19 protein-coding genes and 1 pseudogene are annotated in these 21,284 nt (G+C 69.3%); 4 read left to right on the forward strand and 16 right to left on the reverse strand.

Annotated elements, in window-relative coordinates; genetic code table 11:
* Positions 1-4 precede the first annotated feature (4 nt).
* The 5 genes from ACFWRO_RS14310 to ACFWRO_RS14330 all read right to left on the reverse strand — a co-directional run bounded on the left by ACFWRO_RS14310 (position 5) and on the right by ACFWRO_RS14330 (position 5,330).
* Positions 5-961 (reverse strand): helix-turn-helix transcriptional regulator, encoded by a 957-nt coding sequence (locus tag ACFWRO_RS14310; protein ID WP_384509299.1) that lies wholly within the window; start codon positions 959-961, stop codon positions 5-7.
* 176 nt (positions 962-1,137) lie between these two features.
* Positions 1,138-1,518: an FKBP-type peptidyl-prolyl cis-trans isomerase gene (locus tag ACFWRO_RS14315; RefSeq protein WP_384509301.1), complete on the reverse strand. Its 381-nt coding sequence runs from the start codon at positions 1,516-1,518 to the stop codon at positions 1,138-1,140.
* 61 nt (positions 1,519-1,579) lie between these two features.
* Positions 1,580-2,518, reverse strand: coding sequence for an FKBP-type peptidyl-prolyl cis-trans isomerase (locus ACFWRO_RS14320; RefSeq protein WP_384509304.1), 939 nt, complete (start codon positions 2,516-2,518; stop codon positions 1,580-1,582).
* A gap of 118 nt (positions 2,519-2,636) precedes the next feature.
* A complete protein-coding gene (gene pafA, locus ACFWRO_RS14325) occupies positions 2,637-3,998 on the reverse strand; it encodes a Pup--protein ligase (protein ID WP_384509307.1) in 1,362 nt (453 codons plus the stop codon).
* A 9-nt stretch (positions 3,999-4,007) separates the two neighbouring features.
* Positions 4,008-5,330 carry an MFS transporter gene (locus ACFWRO_RS14330; RefSeq protein WP_384509310.1) on the reverse strand — a complete coding sequence of 441 codons (1,323 nt, stop codon included), beginning with the start codon at positions 5,328-5,330 and terminating at the stop codon, positions 4,008-4,010.
* Between the two features lie 125 nt (positions 5,331-5,455).
* Between ACFWRO_RS14330 and ACFWRO_RS14335 the strand changes: the two genes are divergently transcribed.
* A complete protein-coding gene (locus tag ACFWRO_RS14335) occupies positions 5,456-6,472 on the forward strand; it encodes a LacI family DNA-binding transcriptional regulator (protein WP_384509313.1) in 1,017 nt (338 codons plus the stop codon).
* Positions 6,473-6,552: 80 nt separating this feature from the next.
* Here ACFWRO_RS14335 and prcA read toward each other — a convergent pair whose 3' ends face one another.
* The 6 genes and pseudogenes from prcA to arc form a co-directional block, all read right to left on the reverse strand.
* On the reverse strand, positions 6,553-7,314 hold the full coding sequence (gene prcA, locus ACFWRO_RS14340) for a proteasome subunit alpha (protein ID WP_384509316.1): 762 nt from the start codon (positions 7,312-7,314) through the stop codon (positions 6,553-6,555).
* Between the two features lie 45 nt (positions 7,315-7,359).
* Positions 7,360-8,199, reverse strand: coding sequence for a proteasome subunit beta (prcB, locus tag ACFWRO_RS14345; protein ID WP_384509700.1), 840 nt, complete (start codon positions 8,197-8,199; stop codon positions 7,360-7,362).
* A gap of 78 nt (positions 8,200-8,277) precedes the next feature.
* Positions 8,278-8,334 (reverse strand): annotated as a pseudogene (locus tag ACFWRO_RS14350) (hypothetical protein); the annotation flags it as partial.
* A gap of 138 nt (positions 8,335-8,472) precedes the next feature.
* Positions 8,473-8,685, reverse strand: a complete 213-nt coding sequence (locus ACFWRO_RS14355) for a ubiquitin-like protein Pup (RefSeq protein ID WP_187282613.1) — start codon at positions 8,683-8,685, stop codon at positions 8,473-8,475.
* 146 nt (positions 8,686-8,831) lie between these two features.
* Positions 8,832-10,343 (reverse strand): depupylase/deamidase Dop, encoded by a 1,512-nt coding sequence (dop, locus tag ACFWRO_RS14360; RefSeq protein WP_384509319.1) that lies wholly within the window; start codon positions 10,341-10,343, stop codon positions 8,832-8,834.
* A 177-nt stretch (positions 10,344-10,520) separates the two neighbouring features.
* A complete protein-coding gene (gene arc / locus ACFWRO_RS14365; RefSeq protein ID WP_384509322.1) occupies positions 10,521-12,287 on the reverse strand; it encodes a proteasome ATPase in 1,767 nt (588 codons plus the stop codon).
* A 256-nt stretch (positions 12,288-12,543) separates the two neighbouring features.
* Between arc and ACFWRO_RS14370 the strand changes: the two genes are divergently transcribed.
* Entirely contained in the window at positions 12,544-12,855 is a 312-nt protein-coding gene (locus tag ACFWRO_RS14370) for a ferredoxin (protein ID WP_384509325.1), read from the forward strand.
* A gap of 4 nt (positions 12,856-12,859) precedes the next feature.
* Here the strand turns inward: ACFWRO_RS14370 and ACFWRO_RS14375 are convergent, their stop codons facing one another.
* From ACFWRO_RS14375 to ACFWRO_RS14385, 3 genes are all read right to left on the reverse strand, one after another.
* Complete coding sequence (locus tag ACFWRO_RS14375; RefSeq protein ID WP_384509327.1) at positions 12,860-13,432, reverse strand: hypothetical protein; 573 nt, start codon at positions 13,430-13,432, stop codon at positions 12,860-12,862.
* Between the two features lie 182 nt (positions 13,433-13,614).
* On the reverse strand, positions 13,615-14,502 hold the full coding sequence (locus ACFWRO_RS14380) for a tRNA (adenine-N1)-methyltransferase (RefSeq protein WP_384509330.1): 888 nt from the start codon (positions 14,500-14,502) through the stop codon (positions 13,615-13,617).
* An 18-nt stretch (positions 14,503-14,520) separates the two neighbouring features.
* Positions 14,521-15,654 carry a site-2 protease family protein gene (locus tag ACFWRO_RS14385; RefSeq protein ID WP_384509703.1) on the reverse strand — a complete coding sequence of 378 codons (1,134 nt, stop codon included), beginning with the start codon at positions 15,652-15,654 and terminating at the stop codon, positions 14,521-14,523.
* 241 nt (positions 15,655-15,895) lie between these two features.
* Here ACFWRO_RS14385 and ACFWRO_RS14390 point away from each other — a divergent pair, with 241 nt between their 5' ends.
* Together ACFWRO_RS14390 and ACFWRO_RS14395 are read left to right on the forward strand one after the other, a co-directional pair.
* On the forward strand, positions 15,896-16,882 hold the full coding sequence (locus ACFWRO_RS14390; protein ID WP_384509332.1) for a RecB family exonuclease: 987 nt from the start codon (positions 15,896-15,898) through the stop codon (positions 16,880-16,882).
* Between the two features lie 10 nt (positions 16,883-16,892).
* Positions 16,893-17,564: a response regulator gene (locus tag ACFWRO_RS14395; protein ID WP_384509335.1), complete on the forward strand. Its 672-nt coding sequence runs from the start codon at positions 16,893-16,895 to the stop codon at positions 17,562-17,564.
* A 91-nt stretch (positions 17,565-17,655) separates the two neighbouring features.
* Here the strand turns inward: ACFWRO_RS14395 and ACFWRO_RS14400 are convergent, their stop codons facing one another.
* Together ACFWRO_RS14400 and ACFWRO_RS14405 are read right to left on the reverse strand one after the other, a co-directional pair.
* The gene (locus tag ACFWRO_RS14400) at positions 17,656-19,236 is read right to left on the reverse strand and encodes an ABC transporter substrate-binding protein (RefSeq protein WP_384509338.1); all 1,581 of its coding nucleotides are present in this window, start codon (positions 19,234-19,236) and stop codon (positions 17,656-17,658) included.
* A gap of 75 nt (positions 19,237-19,311) precedes the next feature.
* Positions 19,312-20,901, reverse strand: coding sequence for an ABC transporter substrate-binding protein (locus ACFWRO_RS14405; protein WP_384509340.1), 1,590 nt, complete (start codon positions 20,899-20,901; stop codon positions 19,312-19,314).
* Positions 20,902-21,284 lie beyond the last annotated feature (383 nt).

Below are 21,284 nucleotides of genomic sequence, written 5' to 3' on the forward strand. Positions count from 1 at the left end.
CCCTTCAGCCCTTGGCCACGGCGCGCAGCCGGTCCACCACGTCGGCCCGCAGATCCGCGGGCTCCAGTACGACCACATCGGGACCGAACTCCACGAGCCAGGCGTCCAGGCCGTGCCCGTACGGAATCTCCAGCTCGTCCCAGCCGTCCGCGCCCTCCCGTACGGACTGGGCGCGGGCCCGCAGCGGGTAGCCGCTGCCGACGCGCAGCCGGATCCTCGCGGAACGGGTGGCGGTCTCCCCCGCCCAGCTCTCCACCGTCTCGCGGACGGTCACGACGTCGGGCACCGGCGCGGTGAACGCGCCGGCCCGGGAGCGGACCTTGCCGGTGATCCGGGAGAGCCGGAACACGCGCTCGGCCCCCCGGTCGCGGTCCCAGCCCGCCAGATACCAGTGGCCGCGCCAGCACTCCAGGGTCCACGGCTCGACCTGACGCGTCTCGGGCCGGGCCGCCGTGGCCTTGCGGTAGTCGAAGACGACCGGGCGGCGGTCGCGGCAGGCCAGCATCAGGGGCTCGAACGCGGCCTCGTGGACCGGGATGCGCGGCTCGAGGGCGCTGTGCTGGGCTTCGTACGAGTCCTCGGCCTCGGGCATGCCGGCGGCGCGCAGCTTCTGCAGGGCGCCGCTGGCGGCTCCGGCGAGCCGCGCCTGCTGCCAGACCCGGGCGGCCAGGCCGAGCGCCGCGGCCTCCTCGGCGTCCAGGGTGATCGGAGGCAGGCGGTTGGAGTCGCGGCGGGCCAGATAGCCGGTCTCGCCGTCCAGGTTCTCGACGGTCTCGATGACCAGGCCGAGTTCGCGCAGATCGTCCTTGTCCCGCTCGAACATCCGGTTGAAGGAGTCGTCCGTGCCGGCTTCCATATAGGCCTCGATGGAGCCGCGCAGCTCACGCTTGCTGAGCGGCCTGCGGGTCCCGAGCAGGCAGAGGGCCAGATTCATCAGCCGCTCGGCCTTGGCAATCGCCATCGACGCCCTGCACCTCTTCTGCCGGATTGACTTCGGGGACATCCGACCGTACCGCCCCGGGGTGTCGTGGCAAAAGCCGAGGGCCCGCGCCTGGACAGGCGCGGGCCCTCGTTCGAGCGGATCCGGTCAGCCCATGGCCGACCGGCGACGGTCAGCGCGTGACCGTGCCGATCCGGTCAGCGCTTGGTGACCTTGACCAGGTCGCAGACGAAGATCAGCGTCTCGCCCGGGGCGATCGCGTTGCCCGCGCCCCGGTCGCCGTAGGCGAGGTGGGCGGGGATGACCAGCTGGCGGCGGCCGCCGACCTTCATGCCCTGCAGGCCCTGGTCCCAGCCGGCGATGACCCGGCCGGCACCGAGCTGGAAGTCCAGCGCGCTGCCACGGTTCCAGGAGGCGTCGAACTCCTCGCCGGTGGAGAAGGCCACACCCACGTAGTGGACGTTGACGAAGTCGCCCTTGCCGGCTACCTCGCCGTCGCCCTCCCAGATGTCCTTGATCTCCAGGTCCTTCGGCGGCTCGCCGCCCGGGAAGTCGACCTCGGGCTTCTCGATGCTCACTGCAGTGTGCTCCTCAAAACTCATGAACCGCGCAACGGTGAACTGCGCGACGGGGACAGTCTTACATCTTCGCCAGAATGTCGACGGCGAACACCAGCGTGGAGTTCTTCGGGATGCCCTGCTGCTCCTTGTCGCCGAACGCCTCCGCCGGCGGGGCGACGATCAGGACACGGCTGCCGACCTTCTTGCCGGTGATGCCGTCCTTGAGACCCTTCAGGGTCAGCTGCTCCAGCGGGAAGTTCGCGGTCTTGCCCGTCTGGTACGTCGAGTCGAAGACCTTGCCGTCCTTCCACAGCGCGGCGACGTAGTTCACCACGACCGTGTCGGTGGCCGCGACGACCTCGCCCTTGGACTCCAGGATGTAGTTGGAGACCAGCTTGGTCGGCGGGTCGACCTTCGGCACCGTCAGCGAGGGGGCCTTGCCGTCGGTGTTCGTACCGACCTTCGGCAGGTCCTTGTTCTCCTGGGCGACCTCGGTGCCCTCGGCGGACTTCGGGATCGTCGTCGACTTCAGGATGTCCACGACGAAGACGAGGGTGGCGTTCGGCTTGATGTCGCCCTGGCCCTGCGCCCCGTAACCGAGCTCCGGCGGGATGCCGATCTCGACGCGGCTGCCGACCTTCTGGCCCTCGAGACCCTGGTCCCAGCCCTTGATGACCTGACCGGCGCCGAGCGTCAGGTCGAACGGCTGCCCGCGGTCGAAGCTGTTGTCGAAGGGCGTGGTGGAGTCCCAGGCCTGACCCAGGTAGTTCACCTGGAGGGCGTCGCCCTTCTTCGTGACGGCGCCGTCGCCCTCGCTGATCACATTGACCTTGAGTTCCTTCGGCGGAGCGCCCTCACCCTTGGCAAGGGTGGGCTTCTCCCCGAACTTCTCACCCGCGGTGATGGCGGGCAGTCCGTTCTTCATCGAGGCGTTATCGGAGCCCTTGTCGTCGCTGCCGCACGCCGCTGTCGAGAGCAGCAGCAGTGGGACGACCAGTAGGCCGGCAAGTCGGCGCACGTGTTCCTCAGATCTCAGACGGCACAGTAGTTGCCCGACACTCTAGGGGACCGCTCGGGCAGGCCAAGGGCCCCGCACGTCACACGCGCGGGGCCCCGGCACTTCGTACAGCGTCGTCCTACATTCCGGCGATCAGCTTTTCCACCCGGTCGTCGACCGACCGGAACGGGTCCTTGCACAACACCGTGCGCTGCGCCTGATCGTTCAGCTTGAGGTGGACCCAGTCGACGGTGAAGTCCCGCCGCTGCTCCTGCGCACGGCGGATGAAGTCGCCGCGCAACCGCGCCCTGGTGGTCTGCGGGGGCACCGACTTGCCCTCGAAGATCTTCAGGTCGTTGCAGATCCGGGCCGCCTGCCCCTTCCGCTCCAGGAGGTAGTACAGCCCCCGGCGGCGGTGGATGTCGTGGTAGGCGAGGTCTATCTGCGCGACCCGGGGGTGCGACATGGTCATGTTGTTCTTCGCCCGGTACCGCTCGATGAGCTTGTACTTCATGACCCAGTCGATCTCGGTGCCGATGCGGTCCAGGTCCTCGGCCTCGATCGCGTCGAGCGTACGGCCCCACAGCTCCAGGACCTGGGCGACCGTGCCCGTACGGATGCCCCTGCGGTCGACGAAGTCGGCGGCCTTCTCGTAGTACTCCCGCTGGACCTCCAGGGCGGAGGCCTCGCGGCCGCTGGCGAGCCTGACCTTGCGCTGGCCCGTGATGTCGTGACTGACCTCACGGATCGCCCGGATCGGGTTCTCCAGCGTCAGATCGCGCATCACCGTGCCCGCCTCGATCATGCGCAGCACGAGGTCGGTCGCGCCGACCTTCAGCAGCATCGTCGTCTCGGACATGTTCGAGTCGCCGACGATGACGTGCAGCCTGCGGTAGCGCTCGGCGTCGGCGTGCGGCTCGTCACGGGTGTTGATGATGGGTCGGGAACGGGTCGTCGCCGAGCTGACGCCCTCCCAGATGTGCTCGGCCCGCTGCGAGACGCAGTAGACCGCGCCCCTCGGCGTCTGAAGCACCTTTCCGGCGCCGCAGATGAGCTGTCGGGTGACGAGGAAGGGAATGAGGATGTCCGCGAGCCGCGAGAACTCGCCGTGCCGGGCGACCAGATAGTTCTCGTGGCAGCCGTAGGAGTTTCCGGCCGAGTCGGTGTTGTTCTTGAAGAGATAGACGTCGCCGGCGATTCCCTCCTCGTGCAGGCGGCGTTCGGCGTCGACGAGCAGACCTTCGAGAATGCGCTCGCCGGCCTTGTCGTGCGTGACCAGTTCGGTCACGTCGTCGCATTCTGGCGTTGCGTATTCCGGATGCGAACCCACGTCGAGGTAGAGGCGGGCGCCGTTCCGCAGGAAGACATTGCTACTGCGGCCCCATGACACGACACGGCGGAAGAGGTAGCGCGCCACTTCGTCAGGTGACAGTCGGCGCTGTCCCCTGAACGTGCACGTGACGCCGTACTCGTTCTCCAGCCCGAAAATGCGGCGGTCCATGTCTGAACATTACGCCTGATGGCCTGAGCTGAAACCGGGTTCGACGACCCCGTTCCGATCATTTTCCGATGGGCGCTCGCTCCTTTCGGCGTGTCCGGCCTCGGCGGCGCCCGCGCTGACGGCGTGTCGCACGCTGCGGCCCGGCACCCGCAGCACCCGGCCGGTCGCAAGCAGCACCAGGAGGGCCACCAGGCCGCCGCCTCCCGCGACGGCGAAGCCCGCGGTCGTTCCGGCGAGTTCGACCACCGGTCCCGCGACGGCGGAGCCGAGCGCGGCCCCCACCCCGAAGGTCGTGACGAGCCAGGAGAAGGCCTCCGTGACGGTGCCGGCGGGCGCGTGCCGGTCGACCACGATGAAGCCGCACGCGAGCGCGGGGGCCAGGAAGACTCCGGAGAGCGCGGCGAGGGCCGTCATCGGCAGGACACCCGGGGTGAGCATGAGGGGCAGATAGCCGAGGGCGAGCAGGCCGACGATGACCGTCAGACGGCGCTCGGGAGCGCCCGACCAACGGCGTGCGCCGTAGGCGACGCCGCCGATCAGCGCGCCGAGGCCGAGGGCGGCCATCAGCCAGCCGTACGCCGCCTCATGGCCCCGCTCGTCGGCGTAGGCGAGGGCCGAGACGGTGATCGAGCCGAGGGCGAGCCCCACGAAGAAGAACGAGCCGAGCAGCGCCAGCAGGCCCGGCGAGCGCAGGGCGCCGAGCCAGTGCGCCTCACGGGGCGCCGAGCGCCACGCGCGCGAGGGCTCGGAGAGGACCACGGACAGCGCGCCGAGGACCCCGAGGACGTTGATGACCAGCAGGGCCGCGGCCGGGGACCAGAGGGCGACCAGGAGCGTCACCAGGAGCGGTCCGACGGTGAACATGACCTCCTGGGCCACGGCGTCCAGGGCGTACGCCCGGTGGACCCGTTCCTCGCGGCCGAGGACGCTCGGCCACAGGGCGCGCAGCCCGCCTTCGAGGGGCGGGGTGAAGAGCCCGGCGACGACGACCGCCGCGTAGGCGAGCACGAGGGGGCTGATTCCGGCCACGGCGAGCAGGATCATGCCGAGCGCGGAGATCAGCGCGGCGGGCAGCTGGACGCGCGGCTGGCCCTTCAGGTCGACGGCGCGGCCGAGGAGTGGCTGTCCGACGGCGGTGGCGATGCCGTACGCGGCGGTGAGACCGCCCGCCAGGCTGAAGCTGCCGCCCTCCGCGCGGACGAAGATCACGATGGCGATGGGCCCCGTGCCGTTGGGGAGCCGGCCGACGAGGGTGCCGGTGAGCAGCCGCAGGGCGTGCGGGGCCCTGAGTATGTCGAGATAGCCGCCGCTCTCCTTGGCCTCGATGGCCATGTCCGTCTCCTCTCCCCCGGTACCCACCCCCGAGGTTTTACGTATAACTACAGGCGTCATACGTACCATGGCCGCAACCCGCGGGTCCACCCCGCGCTCGGCGACCACCTCTCACGGAGGCACCAGTGCAGACCCCAGACTCCCCCGGCGCGGCCAGACCCACCAGCCGGGACGTCGCCGCCGCCGCCGGGGTGTCACAGGCCACCGTCTCCCTCGTCCTCGGCGACAAGTGGCGCGGCAGGGTCTCCGAGCGCACCGCCGACGCCGTACGCGAAGCCGCCCGCACCCTCGGATACCGGCCGAATCTCGCCGCCCGCAACCTCCGCCTCGGCCGCACCCGCACCGCGCTGCTCGTCGTCCCCGCCCTCACCAACGAGTTCTTCGCCCGCGTCTACACCGGAGCCGCCACCGTCGCCGCCCGCCACGGCTTCGGCGTCGTCCTCTACCCCTCCCCCGACGGCGTGGGCCCCGCCAAGGACCCCTTCGCCTCCGCCCGCGCCGCGCTCGACGGCATCATCGCGTCCTCCATGGCCACCGAAGCCCTGAAGGCCTTCCACGGCACCGACCTGCCCCTGGTCATGCTCGACAGCGACCCCTCCGACACCGGCGCAGCCGCCCACGTGAACCTCGACATCGCCGACGGCATGCGCCAGGTCACCGCCCACCTCCTCGGCCTCGGCCACCGCCGCTTCGTCCACCTCGCCTCGGCCGTACCGTCCTGGACCTTCGACGTCCGCGCGGCAGCGCTCGCGGAGGCGCTGACCGATTGCCACGTACGCACCGTCCGCGCACCTCTCGACGTGGACGGCGCCCGCGCCTCCGCCGAACAGGCCCTCACCGGCCCGGGCCCCCGCCCCACCGCCCTGATCTGCGACGACGACATCCTCGCCGCCGGCGCCTGCAAGGCCGCGCGCCGCCTCGGCCTGCGCGTCCCCGAGGACGTCTCGGTCACCGGCTTCGACGACCTGGCTCTGGCCACCGCCGTGGAGCCGGAACTCACCACCGTCCGGCTCCCCGCCGAACAGATCGGCGAACGCGGCATGGACGCGCTCCTGGCGGTCCTCGCGGGCCGCAGCCCGGAGCCCGGGGACCTCCCCGTCAGCCTCATGCCCCGCGACTCCTCGGGGCCGGCCCCGGTCTGAGCAGGCCCTGAGCACGACGAAACCCCGGCCGCCGAAGCGGACCGGGGTTTCGCCACAGTCTCTCGAAGGACTACGAAGGACTACTCCTCCGAGTCCTCCACGATCTCGTCCGACGGATCGTCCGTCTTCGCGATCGCCGCGTTGTCCGCCTCCAGGAGGCGGTTCAGCTGACGCCCGACGATCCGCTTGAACTTGCGCTGCTGCGGACGCGTACGGTCCAGGACCGCCACCTCCAGCCGCTCCGCGGGAATCTCCCGCTCGCTGCCGTTGGTGTCCCGCGACAGGGCCTGCACGGCGAGCTTCAGCGCCTCGGCGAGCGACATCCCGTCGCGGTGCCGCTGGTCGAGGAAGCTGCTGATCTGCTCCGCGTTGCCACCGACCGCGACCGAACCGTGCTCGTCCACGATCGACCCGTCGTGCGGCAGCCGGTAGATCTGGTCGCCGTCGGGCTCCGCGCCCACCTCGGCCACCACCAGCTCCACCTCGTACGGCTTCTCACCCGCACTGGAGAAGATCGTGCCCAGCGTCTGCGCGTACACGTTCGCCAGACCACGGGCCGTCACATCGTCACGGTCATAGGTGTAGCCCCGCAGATCGGCGTAACGCACGCCACCGATCCGGAGGTTCTCGTACTCGTTGTACTTGCCGGCCGCCGCGAAACCGATCCGGTCGTAGATCTCGCTGAACTTGTGCAGCGCCCGGGACGGGTTCTCACCGACGAACACGATGCCGTCGGTGTACTGCAGGACGACCAGACTGCGGCCGCGGGCGATGCCCTTGCGGGCGTACTCCGCCCGGTCGGCCATGGCCTGCTGGGGTGAGACATAGAACGGAGTCGACACCGGCTACCCGTCCCTTTCTTCTGGGGTTCTACGGACGACGAGGGGTCAGAGCAGGGCCGCGCGCGGGCCGTCGGGCTGCTCCAGGCGCCGATCGGTGACCGAGCGGGCGAGCGCCGAGGACTCGTCCTCGTTGAGCCTGCGGAAGCCCTCGTCGGTGATGACGGTGACGATGGGATAGATACGGCGGTACAGGTCCGGGCCACCGGTCGCCGAGTCGTCGTCGGCGGCGTCGTAGAGGGCCTGCACGACCAGCGTCGTCGCCTGCTGCTCCGTCAGATCCGGGCGGTACAGCTTCTTCATGGAACCCCGGGCGAAGACCGAACCCGAACCCGTGGCGGCGAAACCGTGCTCCTCGGAGCGGCCACCGGTCACGTCGTAGGAGAAGATCCGGCCCTTCTCCTTGCCCTCGTCCCAGCCGGCGAAGAGCGGGACGACGGCCAGGCCCTGCATGGCCATGCCGAGGTTGCCGCGGATCATCGTGGACAGGCGGTTCGCCTTGCCCTCCAGGGAGAGCGTCGCGCCCTCCACCTTCTCGAAGTGCTCCAGCTCCAGCTGGAACAGCTTGACCATCTCGACGGCGAGACCGGCCGTACCGGCGATGCCCACCGCCGAAAACTCGTCGGCCGGGAACACCTTCTCGATGTCGCGCTGCGCGATCATGTTCCCCATGGTCGCGCGCCGGTCACCGGCGAGCACGACACCGCCCGGGAACGTGACGCCGACGATCGTGGTGCCGTGCGGCGCCTCGACGACCCCCTCAGGCAGCTTCCGGTTCCCCGGGAGCATCTCGGGCGAGTGGTCGGCGAGGAAGTCCAGGAACGAGGACGAGCCCGGCGTCAGGAAGGCAGCTGGTAGACGCCCGGTGCTACGAGTGTTGGCTTCCACGCGTGTCCCTCCAAGTATTGAGATGGCCCGACGCGGACTGCCGGGGTCGTCTCCCGACACGCCATTTGCCTTGGCCGCATTGCAGTTGAAGCACGGTACGTCACGGACCCTACCCGGCTCGTGACGGTGATCCACATCGGCTTCGGGGACAGCGGCCGGCCGTACCGGCGCTCGGTGCGTCGTCCGTGACCGGGCGGTGCGGGCACTGCGGCCCGCACCGTCCGGTGACTCTTTCCGTCACCCGCCCCCACCTTCGATTCGAAGGTCAGAGGTTTACTGGCCGCCCTTTTGCACGAAGGACCGCACGAAGTCCTCAGCGTTCTCCTCGAGGACGTCGTCGATCTCGTCCAGCACGGAGTCCACGTCGTCGCTCAGCTTCTCCTGGCGCTCCTGGAGGTCGGAGCTCGCCTCCGCGGTCGTCTCCTCGACCTCCTCCGTGGAACGCGTCGCCTTCTGCTGTCCGCCGCCGGTGTCCTTGGTCGCCATATCCCTCACCCCGCTCGAATCGCCCGCTCGGTTGGGTCTCTCAAGATCAGACCCTACAAGCCAGGTCTGACTTCGGCCCCGCAGTTTGGTACAACGTCCGGGCACTAGTCCCATGATTCCCAGTGCCCGGGTATTTCAGGCTCGCCTCAGCCGCCGGAAAGGACGCGGACCAGTTCCTCCGCCGTCCGGCAGCGGTCCAGGAGTTCCTTGACGTGGTTCCTGGTGCCCCGCAGGGGTTCCAGGGTCGGGACGCGCTGGAGGGAGTCGCGGCCGGGGAGGTCGAAGATGACCGAGTCCCAGGACGCGGCCGCCACGTCGTCGGCGTACTGCTCCAGGCAGCGGCCCCGGAAGTAGGCCCTGGTGTCCTCCGGGGGCTTCGTCTCGGCCCTTTCGACCTCGGACTCGTCCAGGAGCCGCTTCATGCGCCCTCGCGCCACCAGGCGGTTGTACAGGCCCTTCTCGGCGCGTACGTCCGCGTACTGGAGGTCCACGAGGTGCAGTCGGGCGGCGTCCCAGTCGAGGCCGTCGCGGCGCCGGTAGCCCTCCATGAGCTCCCGCTTGGCGATCCAGTCCAGTTCGCCTGCGAGGCTCATCGGGTCGTTCTCGAGCCGGTTGAGGGTGTCCTCCCAGCGGATCAGGACGTCCTTGGTCTGCTCGTCGGCGTCCGCGCCGTAGCGTTCCTCCACGTACTTCCTGGCCAGCTCGAAGTACTCCATCTGGAGCTGGACCGCGGTGAGCGTGCGGCCGCTGCGGAGCGTGACGAGGTGCTGGAGTCCGGGGTCGTGGGAGACCTGGTGGAGGGTGCGGACGGGCTGGTCGACGGCGAGGTCGACGTTGATGAAGGAGTCCTCGATCATGGACAGGACCAGGGCGGTCGTGCCCAGCTTGAGGTACGTGGAGATCTCGGACAGGTTCGCGTCGCCGATGATCACGTGGAGCCTGCGGTACTTCTCCGCGTCCGCGTGCGGTTCGTCGCGGGTGTTGATGATGGGGCGCTTCAGGGTCGTCTCCAGACCCACCTCGACCTCGAAGTAGTCGGCGCGCTGGCTGATCTGGAAGCCGTGCTCGCGGCCGTCCTGGCCGATGCCGACGCGCCCCGCGCCGGTGACGACCTGGCGGGAGACGAAGAACGGGGTGAGGTGGCGGACGATGTCCGAGAAGGGCGTCTCCCGCTTCATCAGGTAGTTCTCGTGGGTGCCGTAGGAGGCGCCCTTGTTGTCGGTGTTGTTCTTGTACAGGTGGATCGGCTGGGCGCCGGGGAGCTGGGCGGCCCGCTCGGCGGCCTCGGCCATGATCCGCTCGCCGGCCTTGTCCCAGAGGACGGCGTCGCGGGGGTTGGTGACCTCGGGGGCGCTGTACTCGGGGTGGGCGTGGTCGACGTAGAGCCGGGCTCCGTTGGTCAGGATCACGTTGGCGAGGCCGATGTCCTCGTCGGTGAGCTGGCTGGAGTCGGCGGCCTCGCGGGCGAGGTCGAAGCCACGGGCGTCCCGCAGCGGATTCTCCTCCTCGAAGTCCCAGCGGGCGCGGCGCGCCCGGTGCATCGCCGCCGCGTAGGCGTTGACGATCTGGGACGAGGTGAGCATGGCATTGGCGTTCGGGTGGCCCGGAACGGAGATCCCGTACTCCGTCTCGATGCCCATTACTCGCCGTACGGTCATGCGGCCCTCCTTGCCCGGCGGCGCTCCCCATCGGGTGCGGCGCTACAAGTACCGACGAGCCTAGAGCGACTCCGCGCCGGTGGGGAGATCGATTGCGTCATTCCCGCGGGTTGTCGCGGGGAAAAGCGTCCGGCTGCGGAGGTCCGTGGGTCCGGACCTCCGCAGCCGGTGTGCGATCTACAGGTACTGACCGGTGTTGGCCACCGTGTCGATGGAGCGTCCGGTGTCCGCGCCCTGCTTTCCGGTGACGAGGGTGCGGATGAAGACGATCCGCTCGCCCTTCTTGCCGGAGATCCGGGCCCAGTCGTCCGGGTTGGTGGTGTTGGGCAGGTCCTCGTTCTCCTTGAACTCGTCCACGCAGGCCTGGAGGAGGTGGGAGACGCGGATGCCCTTCTGGTTGTGGTCGAGGAAGGCCTTGATGGCCATCTTCTTGGCCCGGTCGACGATGTTCTGGATCATCGCTCCGGAGTTGAAGTCCTTGAAGTAGAGGACTTCCTTGTCGCCGTTGGCGTACGTGACCTCGAGGAAGCGGTTCTCCTCGGTTTCGGCGTACATCTGCTCGACCACGGACTGGATCATTCCGTGGGCCGCGGCTTCCTTGGACCCCTGGTGCTCGGAGAGGTCGTCGGAGTGCAGCGGCAGGGTGGCGGTGAGGTACTTCGCGAAGATGTCCCTCGCGGCCTCCGCGTCCGGACGCTCGATCTTGATCTTGACGTCGAGCCGGCCGGGCCGCAGGATCGCGGGGTCGATCATGTCCTCGCGGTTGGAGGCGCCGATGACGATGACGTTCTCCAGGCCTTCCACACCGTCGATCTCGGCGAGCAGCTGGGGGACGATCGTGTTCTCGACGTCCGAGCTGACTCCGGATCCGCGGGTGCGGAAGAGGGATTCCATCTCGTCGAAGAAGACGATGACGGGGGTGCCCTCGCTCGCCTTCTCCCGGGCACGCTGGAAGACGAGGCGGATGTGCCGCTCGGTCTCACCGACGTACTTGTTGAGGAGCTCGGGGCCCTTGATGTTCAGGAAGTAGGACTTCCCCGCGGGCTGTCCGGTCACCTCGGCGACCTTCTTGGCAAGGGAGTTGGCGACGGCCTTCGCGATCAGCGTCTTGCCGCAGCCGGGCGGGCCGTAGAGCAGGATCCCCTTCGGTGGCCGGAGCTCGTGCTCCTTGAAGAGGTCCGGGTAGAGGTACGGAAGCTCGACGGCGTCCCGGATCATCTCGATCTGGCCGCCGAGGCCGCCGATCTTGTTGTAGTCGACGTCGGGGACCTCTTCGAGGACCAGTTCCTCGACCTCGCTCTTCGGCACCACCTCGTAGACGTAGCCGGAGCGGGGTTCGAGCAGCAGGGCGTCGCCGGGGCGGATGGTGATGTCCAGCAGCGGCTCGGCGAGCCTGACCACCCGTTCCTCGTCGGTGTGCCCGACCACCAGGGCGCGCTCGCCGTCCTCGAGGATCTCCTTGAGGGTGACGATGTCCCCGGCGCGCTCGTACTCCATGGCCTCGACCACGTTGAGCGCTTCGTTGAGCATGACTTCCTGGCCGCGCCGGAGCTCTTCGAGCTCGACGCTGGGGCTGACGTTCACCCGGAGCTTGCGGCCCCCGGTGAAGATGTCGCACGTGCCGTCCTCATTGGCGTGCAAGAACACTCCGAAGCCGGCCGGCGGCTGTGCGAGCCGGTCGACCTCCTCCTTGAGGGCCACGATCTGGTCGCGGGCCTCACGGAGTGTGTTGGCGAGCCGCTCGTTCTGCGCGGACACGCCGGCCAGGTTTGTCTGCAGCTCGACGATCCGCTCTTCGAGAATCCTCGTATGACGCGGAGAGTCGGCGAGCTTGCGGCGCAGGACGGCGATTTCCTGCTCAAGATAGGCAACCTGGCCGGCGGGGTCTTCAGACCCCCGCCCCGGCCGGATGCCGCGGTTGATGTCGTCGTCGTGGGCTGCCACGGTCCTCACCTCCTCCAAGGGGAGCTGGACGCTTCCTGACCCTACCTGCGTGGGTGTCGATTGAAACCCCTAGATCACTAAAGACTGTCGGGGTGTGTCCGATCTTCACCCTTGCGCTTCCCCTCACGCCAGGTGAATACCCACCCATCAACATCAGAATGCGGGCGGTTGTATCGTCGTCAGTGGTCAACACCCGTCAGGCTTGGCCGGACTTAGAAGAACGATCTTTTTTCGACGCTCAGGAACGGCAGGGGACATGACGGTGCGGAACGAGGCCCCGACGGAGGGCGCCGGCGAGGCGCTGGAGGTCTGGATCGACCAGGATCTCTGCACCGGGGACGGGATCTGCGCGCAGTACGCTCCCGAGGTCTTCGAGCTGGACATCGACGGTCTCGCGTACGTGAAGAGCGCGGACGACGAGCTCCTGCAGGATGTGGGGGCGTCGGCTCCGGTGCCGTTGCCGCTGCTGCAGGACGTGGTGGACTCCGCGAAGGAGTGCCCGGGCGACTGCATTCACGTGCGCCGGGTTTCGGACAGGGTCGAGGTCTACGGCCCTGACGCGGAGTGACCGATCACACACTCCGCGCGTCGGTCCCGGCGGCGCGTACGAAGGCTCCGTCCTTCCAGCGCCAGCTGACGTCCTCGCGCTCGTCGGGGCAGCAACTGGGCACCTCGGGGGACGAGTAGCCGAGCAGGGTGGCGGTGACCGCCCTGTCGCGTACGGCGAGGTCGGTGACGTTCTTCTGCTGGGTGGGCTCGACGAGCGTCGCGACCACGCGCGCGTGCGGGCCCGTCTTGGCGTGGGTGAGGACGTAGACGGCGTGCGGGGGTGTGCCCGAGCCGGCTTCGCAGTGTACGACTGCGACGGTTTCGGCCTGTCCGTCTCCGTCGAGGTCCCCGCTCGCGCGCTGCGCGATCTTGACGGGGGCTCCTCCGCACTCCAGCGGGTAGTCGGCCGACGACGCGTCGGGGGCGGGGCGCGTGGTGGCGGGTTCGCCGCCGTGGGCGGCGGAGGTGGCGGTGGCCGCGCCGGGTTGCAGCAGGCCTGCGGTGGCGACGACGGCGGCCATCGCGGTCGCGGTGGCCAGCCAGTGCACCGGCCGGGCGTGGGTGTGCGCGAGGTCCGGGACGGCGGGGTGCTGCACGCGGGGTGTCTCCTGTGAGGGTGGCGCGGAAGGAGTTGCGGGCATCGTGCCACACGTCACAGGCGGGTGGAACAGCTGGGGTGCGGGGTGTACCGCAAAGATGCCGAACGTGAAGGTGCCGCCGTCGAGTTCCCTGCCCTGGGGCTGGAACTCGACGGCGGCACGCGTTCGTTGTCGGGGCGTCAGCCCTTGTTGGGGCCTTCGTAGTCGTCGCCGTAGGCGCCCTTGGCGGGGCGACGGCGGCGCATGGGGGGCTCGACGCCGTCGGCGAGGCGCCGGGCGGTGACGAGGAAGCCGGTGTGCCCGATCATGCGGTGGTCGGGGCGGACGGCCAGGCCCTCCACGTGCCAGTTGCGGATCATGGACTCCCAGGGCTGCGGTTCGGCGTAGCAGCCGAACTCGCGGATGGATTCCACGGTGCGCGCGAGCTGGGTCGTGGTCGCCACGTAGCAGCAGAGGATGCCGCCGGGGACGAGGGCCTTGGAGACGGCCTCCAGGCACTCCCAGGGGGCGAGCATGTCCAGGATGACGCGGTCGACCTCGGTGTCGGACAGGTTGTCCTGGAGGTCGCCGACGGTCAGCTGCCACGCGGGGTGCGGACCGCCGAAGTACCGCTCGACGTTGCCCTTGGCGATCTCGGCGAAGTCCTCACGGCGCTCGTAGGAGTGCAGCATGCCGCTGTCTCCGATGGCGCGCAGGAGGAAGCTGCTGAGAGAGCCCGATCCGACGCCGGCCTCCACGACGCGGGCGCCGGGGAAGATGTCGGCGAAGGCCAGGATCTGCCCCGCGTCCTTGGGGTAGACCACGGCGGCGCCGCGGGGCATGGACAGGACGTAGTCGGGGAGCAGGGGGCGCAGCGCGAGGTAGGCGACGTTTCCCGTGGTACGGACAACACTGCCCTCGGGAGCACCGATCAGCTCGTCGTGGGGGAAAGAACCCTTGTGGGTGTGGAAGTTCTTCCCGGCCTCGAGAGTGAACGTGTAGTGGCGTCCCTTGGGGTCGGTGAGCTGGACCTGGTCCCCGACCTTGAAGGGCCCGCGACGGCGGGCGGCACCGGTCGGTTCGGACATGTGACCAGCTTACCGGGGTTATGAGGAGGGTCTTGCCATGGCCTTGACGAAGGCGCGTTCCACGTCGGCGGTGGAGAGGACTCCGTAGATCTCGCCGGTCTCCTCGACGACGAGGTACTCGGTGGCGGGGCTGGCGCGGAGGTGGTCGAGGAGGGGCTGGCCGGTGAGTTCGGCGGGGACCCTCATGCCGTCGGCGAGGTCCTGGGCGAGGGTGCTGATGGCGACCCAGGGGCGGCGGTGCTGGGGGACGCCGGCGATGGCGCTCTCGCGGACGAGGCCGGTGGGGTTGCCCTGGCCGTCGATGACGACGAGGGCGCGGGCTCCGGCTTCGTTGGCGCGGCGGAGGGCTTCGGAGAGCGGGGTGGCGGGTTCGACGGGGATGGCGCGCCGGGTGAGGGTGCGGGCGCGGAGATCGGGGAGGTGTTCGCGCAGGCGGGCCATGCGGAGGCTGTTGCCGGCGCCGGTCCAGATGATGGCGGCGAGGATCGCGGCGAGGAGGGCGTCGGTGACGGTGTCCATGCCGCTGATGTCGTCGGTGGAGTTGCCGAGGAGGCCGGTGCGGGTGAGCAGGGGGAGGCCGATGAGGACGGCGACGGCGAGGGCGCGGCCGACCCAGGCGGCGGCGATGGTGCCGCTCATGGGCTTGCCGGTGATCTTCCAGATGACGGCGCGGAGCATGCGGCCGCCGTCGAGGGGCAGGCCGGGCAGCAGGTTGAAGATCGCGACGATGAGGTTGGAGATCATCAGGCCGGCGAGGAGGACACCGGGGACGGTGCCGGGCTCGACGGCGTACATCGTGAGGTAGAAGACGCCGGCGAGGACCAGGGAGAGCAGGGGGCCGACGAAGGCGAGGACGAATTCGCGGCCGGGTGTCTCGGTCTCCTTCTCGATCTCGGAGACGCCGCCGAAGAACTGGAGCTGGATGCGGCGCACCGGGAGCTTGAAGCGGAGCGCGGCGATGGTGTGGGCCAGTTCGTGGACGAGCACGGAGGCGTAGAAGGCGATGGCGAAGAAGAGAGAGACGAGGTAGCGGGCGGCGCCGAGGTCGGGCAGGACGCGCTGGATCTGGTCGCCGAAGACCCAGGTGATGAGGGCCGCGACGAGGAACCAGCTGGGGGCGACGTAGACGGGCACCCCGAAGGGGCGGCCCATGAGGATTCCTCCGCCGGGGTCCTCGCCGCGCCGGGTGCGGGAGTCGCCGCCGGCCGGCGGTTCCGCGTCGCCGGACCGCGGCCGCTGGTTCTCGCCGCGCTCGTCGTCCTGGTTCACGGGTTCCTCTCGTTGCCTTCCGCTCGACCCCTGTCGTGCGTCACTCTTCGATCATGCAGCGTGACGGGGTCTGGCGTCGATGGTATTCGGCTCGCTGTCGGTGGCGGGTCGTAGGGTCTGTGTCATGAGTACGAGCGAGCAGCCGGCGGTGGGGCCCAGGGCGCCCATGTCGTTGTCGCCTTCGCGGGCGAGCGACTTCATGCAGTGTCCCCTGCTGTACCGGTTCCGGGTGATCGACAGGTTGCCGGAGAAGCCGAGCGAGGCGGCGACGCGGGGCACGCTGGTGCACGCGGTTCTGGAGCGGCTGTTCGATCATCCGGCGGTGGAGCGGACGGCGCCGCGGGCGAAGGGGCTGATTCCCGGGCAGTGGGACCGGCTGCTCGAGTCGAAGCCGGAGCTGGCCGAGCTGTTCGCGGAGGACGCGGAGGGTGAGCGTCTGGCGGGCTGGCTGGTCCAGGCCGAGCAGCTGGTGGAGCGCTGGTTCACGCTGGAGGATCCGACGCGTCTGGAGCCGGCGGAGCGTGAGCTGTTCGTGGAGACCGAGCTGGAGTCGGGGCTGCGGCTGCGCGGGGTGATCGACCGGGTGGATGTGGCGCCGACGGGCGAGGTGCGGATCGTCGACTACAAGACGGGGAAGGCGCCGCGGCCGGAGTACAGCGAGGGCGCGCTGTTCCAGATGAAGTTCTACGCGCTGGTGGTGTGGCGGCTGAAGCAGGTCGTGCCGCGGCGGCTGCAGCTGGTGTATCTGGGCAGTGGGGATGTGCTGACGTACGACCCGGTGGAGGCGGATCTGCTGCGCGTGGAGCGGAAGCTGCTGGCGCTGTGGGAGGCGATCCGGCTGGCGACGGAGACGGGTGAGTGGCGGCCCCGGCCGACGAAGCTGTGCGGGTGGTGCGACCACCAGGCGGTGTGCCCGGAGTTCGGTGGGACTCCCCCGGTGTATCCGCTGGAGATCCGGCGGGCGGACGGCGGAGAGATCCGGCAGGCGGACGGCGGGGAGCTACGGACGGAGAGCGGCGGGGAGTTCCGGGCGGAGATCGTTTCAGCGCGCCCGCCGGAGTCGGACGATTCGGGGCAGGGCAGAATGGGGCCGGTCCAGCCCGCGCCGTGAAGGAGTTCTCGTGGCTATCCGCGTCCTACTGGTCGATGACCAGCCGCTGCTGCGCACCGGTTTCCGGATGATTCTGGAGGCGGAGCAGGACATCGCGGTCGTCGGTGAGGCCGGGGACGGCCTGCAGGCGCTGGACCAGGTGCGCGCGTTGCAGCCCGATGTGGTGCTGATGGACATCCGGATGCCGCGGATGGACGGCGTGGAGGCCACGCGCCAGATCACGGGCCCGGGCCGGGACGGTCCGGCGAAGGTCCTGGTGCTGACGACGTTCGACCTGGACGAGTACGTGGTGGAGGCCCTGCGGGCGGGGGCCAGTGGCTTTCTGCTGAAGGACGCCCCGGCGAACGAGCTGGTGCAGGCGATCCGGGTGGTGGCGGCGGGTGAGGCGATGCTGGCGCCGTCGATCACGCGCCGGCTGCTCGACAAGTACTCGGCGCATCTGCCGTCGGGCGACGAGCAGGTCCCGGACACGCTGAACAGGTTGACCGAGCGTGAGGTCGAGGTGTTGAAGCTGGTGGCGCGTGGTCTGTCGAACGCGGAGATCGCGGCGGATCTGTTCGTCAGCGAGACGACGGTGAAGACGCATGTCGGCCATGTGCTGACCAAGCTGGGGCTGCGTGACCGGGTTCAGGCGGCGGTGTACGCGTACGAGAGCGGCCTGGTGCGCCCCGGGGCGCAGTAGTCGCTCAGACCGAGCGAAGCAGTCACCGAGACCGAGCAAGGGGCCCGGCGCGCGTGTCGCGTGCCGGGCCCCTTCGCCGTGGGACGGGGGGTCAGCCCTTCTTCAGCTCCCAGAAGCGGAAGACGGTCGAGGCGTCGAGGGTCCAGTCGAGGCCGGTGACACCGTCCCGGGAGACGGCGTACTGCTTGCCCTGCCAGAGCGGCAGCAGCGGCAGTTCCTCGGCGACCAGGTCCTGGATCTTGCCGAAGTCCAGGTCGGTGCCGGTGCGGTCGGCGGCGGCGGAGGTCTTCGGCAGGAGGCTGCCGGTGATGGTGGCGTTGGTGTAGTTGTTGCTGAGGACGTTGCCCTCACCGAAGAACGGGGCGGTGAAGTTGTCGGCGTCCGGGTAGTCGGGCACCCAACCCTTGACGTAGACGCCGTACTTGCCGGCCGCGATGTCCTTCTCGTACTGGTCGAACTCGACGGACTTCACCTCGGCGTCGAACAGGCCGCTGGTGTTGAGCTGCTCGGCTATCGCCTTGAGCTCCTGGTCGGTGGAGGGGCCGTAACGGCTGGGGGTGGACCAGAGGGTGAGCTTCACCTTGTCGGTGATGCCGGCCTTGCGGAGCGCCTTCTTGGCCTTGGCGGCGTCGGGGCGGTCGCCGTAGGTGTCGATGAAGGCGGTGTTGTGGCCGGCGATGCCCGCGGGGACGATCGAGTACAGCGGCGTGGCGGTCGACTTGTAGACGTGCTGGACGAGCGCCTCGCGGTCCACGAGGTGGGCGATGGCCTGGCGGACGCCGAGCTTGCCGACGACGGGGTCCTTGACGTTGAAGACGAGGTGCTGGACCTCGGCGCTGGTGCCCTGGACGACCTCGACACCCTTGTCGTCGGTGCTCGCGGAGGCTTCGAGGGCGGCGATGTCGTCGGCGGCGAGGCCTCGGTAGGCGATGTCGATCTCGTCCGCGGAGAGCGCCTTGGAGAGGGCGGCGCGGTCGCCGCCGTACAGCTTGAGGGTGACCCCGCCGTTCTGCGGCTTGGCGCTGCCGGTGTAGCCGCCGTTGACGGAGAAGACGGCCTCGGTCTCGCTGATGGACTCAAGCTTGTACGGGCCCGAGCCGACCGCCTTGCCGTCGGTGCGCAGCCCGTCCTCGGAGTACTCGCGGTGGTCGACGATGGAGCCGGCACCGGAGGCGATCTTGCTGGGGAAGGTGGCGTCGGGGGTCTTCAGCCGGAAGACGACGGTCTTGTCGTCGGGGGTCTCGATGGACTTGATCGAGGAGAGCAGCGGCGCCGGTCCGGCCGGGTCGTCGATCTTCAGCGCCCGGTCGAAGGAGTACTTGACGTCCTTGGACGTCAGCGGGTTCCCGTTGGAGAACTTCAGGCCCTCGCGCAGGGTGCACCGGTAGACCGTGCTGCCGCCTTCGAAGCCACACTTCTCGGCGGCCTCAGGCTGGGGCTCGGTGCCGCCCTTGGGGAAGGCGAGCAGGGACTGGAAGACGTTGTTGAACAGCAGCCAGGAGCCGGGGTCGTAGCCGGCGGCCGGGTCGGTGGCCAGGACCTCGTCGGACATGCCGACGCGGACGTTGCCGCCGGAGCCGGCGCCGCCACCCTGCTGGGTTCCGCAGCCGCTGAGCAGCGCGGCGGACAGGCCCGCGGCAAGGGGTGCCGTCAGCCACTTGTTGTGCTTCACAGAACGTGCCTCTTGATCTCTTGCCGGACCGTCGCGCGCGGGTGCGCGGCCGGTGGAGCCGAACTGGTGGAGGGGTCAGGCGTTCCTGCGGGCCAGCTCCCACAGGAGCAGGTCAGAGGAGGTGTTCAGCGCCCATTCGACGCCGGTCACGTCGTCGCGCGCGGCGACGTACTGCTTGCCCTGCCAGAGCGGCAGGACGGGGACGTCCTGGGCGACGATCTTCTGGATCTGCCCGAAGACGGGGCCGGCGGCGGTGCGGTCGGCCGAGCGGCGCGAGCGCGGGATCAGCTGATCCCGCACCGAGGCGTTGACGTAGGGGGTGTTGAGGAAGTTGTCGGCGTCGAGGAAGGGGGCGACGTAGTTGTCCGGGTCGGGGAAGTCGGGGAACCAGCCGAGACCGTAGACGGGGAAGTCGCCGCGCTTCTGCGCGGGCCGGAAGGTGGACCACTCGCTGCCCTCGACGGTCACGTCGAAGAGGCCGGTGGCGTTGAGCTGGTCGCGCAGCGCCTCGAACTCCTGCTTGGTGCCGGAGCCGTAGTGGTCGGTGGTGTAGTGCAGGGTGAACGCGACCGGGTCGGTGATACCGGCCTTGCCGAGGATGCCGGCGGCCCGGCTCTTGCTGGGCTCGCCGTAGGCGTCGAAGAAGGCCGTGGAGTGGCCGGTGACGCTGGAGGGGATCAGCGAGTAGAGCGGCTGGGCGGTGGGGCCGTAGACGGCGTTGACGATCGCGCCGCGGTCGACGACGGCGGCGATGGCCTGCCGGACGGCCTTGTCCTTGACGGACGGGGCGTCGGTGTCGAAGGCGAGGTAGCGGATCTCCAGGCCGGGGACCTCGGTGAGGTCGATGCCGTCCTTGGGCTTCTCGGTGAGCGTCTTGACCTGTTCGAGCGACATAGCGCGGGTCATCATGTCGATGTCGCTCTTCTCCAGGGCCTGGCCCATGGAGTCGGCGTCGGCGAAGGAGCGCAGCTCGACCTTGTCGTTGCGGAGCTTGATGTCGCCCTTGTACGCGGGGTTCTTGGTGAAGACGGCCTTGACGAAGCGGTCGCCGTCGCGCTCGGTCTTCATGGTGTACGGGCCGGAGCCGTCGACGTCGAAGCCGTCGCGGAGCTTCCTGCCGTCGTACTTGTCCTTGCTGAGGATGCCGGCGACGGGGGTGGAGAGCTTGTACGGGAAGGTCGCGTCGGGCGCCTTGAGGTGGAAGACGACGTCGCGCTCGCCGTTGGTCTCGACGGTGTCGATGTTGGCGAGGAGGGCGGCGGTTCCGTTGTCGGACTTGATCGCGAGGACGCGCTCGACGGAGAACTTGACGTCGGCGGCGGTCAGCGGCGTGCCGTCGGCGAAGGTGAGGCCCTCGCGGAGCGTGCAGCGGTAGCTCTCGCTGACCCGGTCGCTGAAGGAGCAGCTCTGGGCGGCCTCGGGGACGGGCTCGCCGCCGCCGCGCGGTACGTGCATCAGGGTCTGCACGGTCTGCCGGAGGATGTTCCAGGTACCGGTGTCGTAGGCGAAGGCCGGGTCGAGCGGGGCGGGGGCGTCGCTGGTGGCGACGAACTGGTCCGTGGTGCCGACGACGATGGCTCTGGACTCGTCCGCGCCGCCACAGGCGGTGAGCAGGGGGGCGAGCAGGCCGGCTATGGCCGGCAGGGCCAGGGTCTTGCGGCGCATCAGGGACTTTCTCCTCATCCGGCACTGGGATACAGCGGTGTACGGACACTCCACCGCTTCCGCCCGGTCGGGGCGGGCGATCGGGCCGGGATGGTGAGCGATCGGTCCTGTGTTCGCGGCGACTTGGATGGGCCGCCGGGAGCGCGGAAGGCGCGGCGAAGTACTCGCGAAAGATTAGTGCGAGCGGCCGTGGCGGCTGACCGCCGCGGGTCCGCCTCGGATGCGGATAGTGATCATGAATACAGGGGGCTCGATAGTCATGCGCGGGCATGAATGAGCAAGGAAGGCGCGAATCGGGACAGACGTCGACCCGCAATCCCGGCATTACGGATATCGGACGTGAGGCGGCCACCCGGGGTCCGGCACGCTGGGTGACGAAGGTC

This window comes from Streptomyces sp. NPDC058579, from assembly GCF_042718575.1.
GTDB lineage: Bacteria > Actinomycetota > Actinomycetes > Streptomycetales > Streptomycetaceae > Streptomyces.

Bases quoted from the DNA above. Each gene is read 5' to 3' on its own strand.
- dop (WP_384509319.1), bottom strand. From the start codon at position 10,343: ATGACCGTACGGCGAGTAATGGGCATCGAGACGGAGTACGGGATCTCC.
- ACFWRO_RS14330 (WP_384509310.1), bottom strand. From the start codon at position 5,330: ATGGCCATCGAGGCCAAGGAGAGCGGCGGCTATCTCGACATACTCAGG.
- ACFWRO_RS14405 (WP_384509340.1), bottom strand. From the start codon at position 20,901: ATGCGCCGCAAGACCCTGGCCCTGCCGGCCATAGCCGGCCTGCTCGCC.
- pafA (WP_384509307.1), bottom strand. From the start codon at position 3,998: ATGGACCGCCGCATTTTCGGGCTGGAGAACGAGTACGGCGTCACGTGC.
- ACFWRO_RS14385 (WP_384509703.1), bottom strand. From the start codon at position 15,654: ATGGGCCGCCCCTTCGGGGTGCCCGTCTACGTCGCCCCCAGCTGGTTC.
- ACFWRO_RS14380 (WP_384509330.1), bottom strand. From the start codon at position 14,502: ATGTCCGAACCGACCGGTGCCGCCCGCCGTCGCGGGCCCTTCAAGGTC.
- ACFWRO_RS14370 (WP_384509325.1), top strand. From the start codon at position 12,544: ATGACGGTGCGGAACGAGGCCCCGACGGAGGGCGCCGGCGAGGCGCTG.
- ACFWRO_RS14390 (WP_384509332.1), top strand. From the start codon at position 15,896: ATGAGTACGAGCGAGCAGCCGGCGGTGGGGCCCAGGGCGCCCATGTCG.
- ACFWRO_RS14355 (WP_187282613.1), bottom strand. From the start codon at position 8,685: ATGGCGACCAAGGACACCGGCGGCGGACAGCAGAAGGCGACGCGTTCC.
- ACFWRO_RS14310 (WP_384509299.1), bottom strand. From the start codon at position 961: ATGGCGATTGCCAAGGCCGAGCGGCTGATGAATCTGGCCCTCTGCCTG.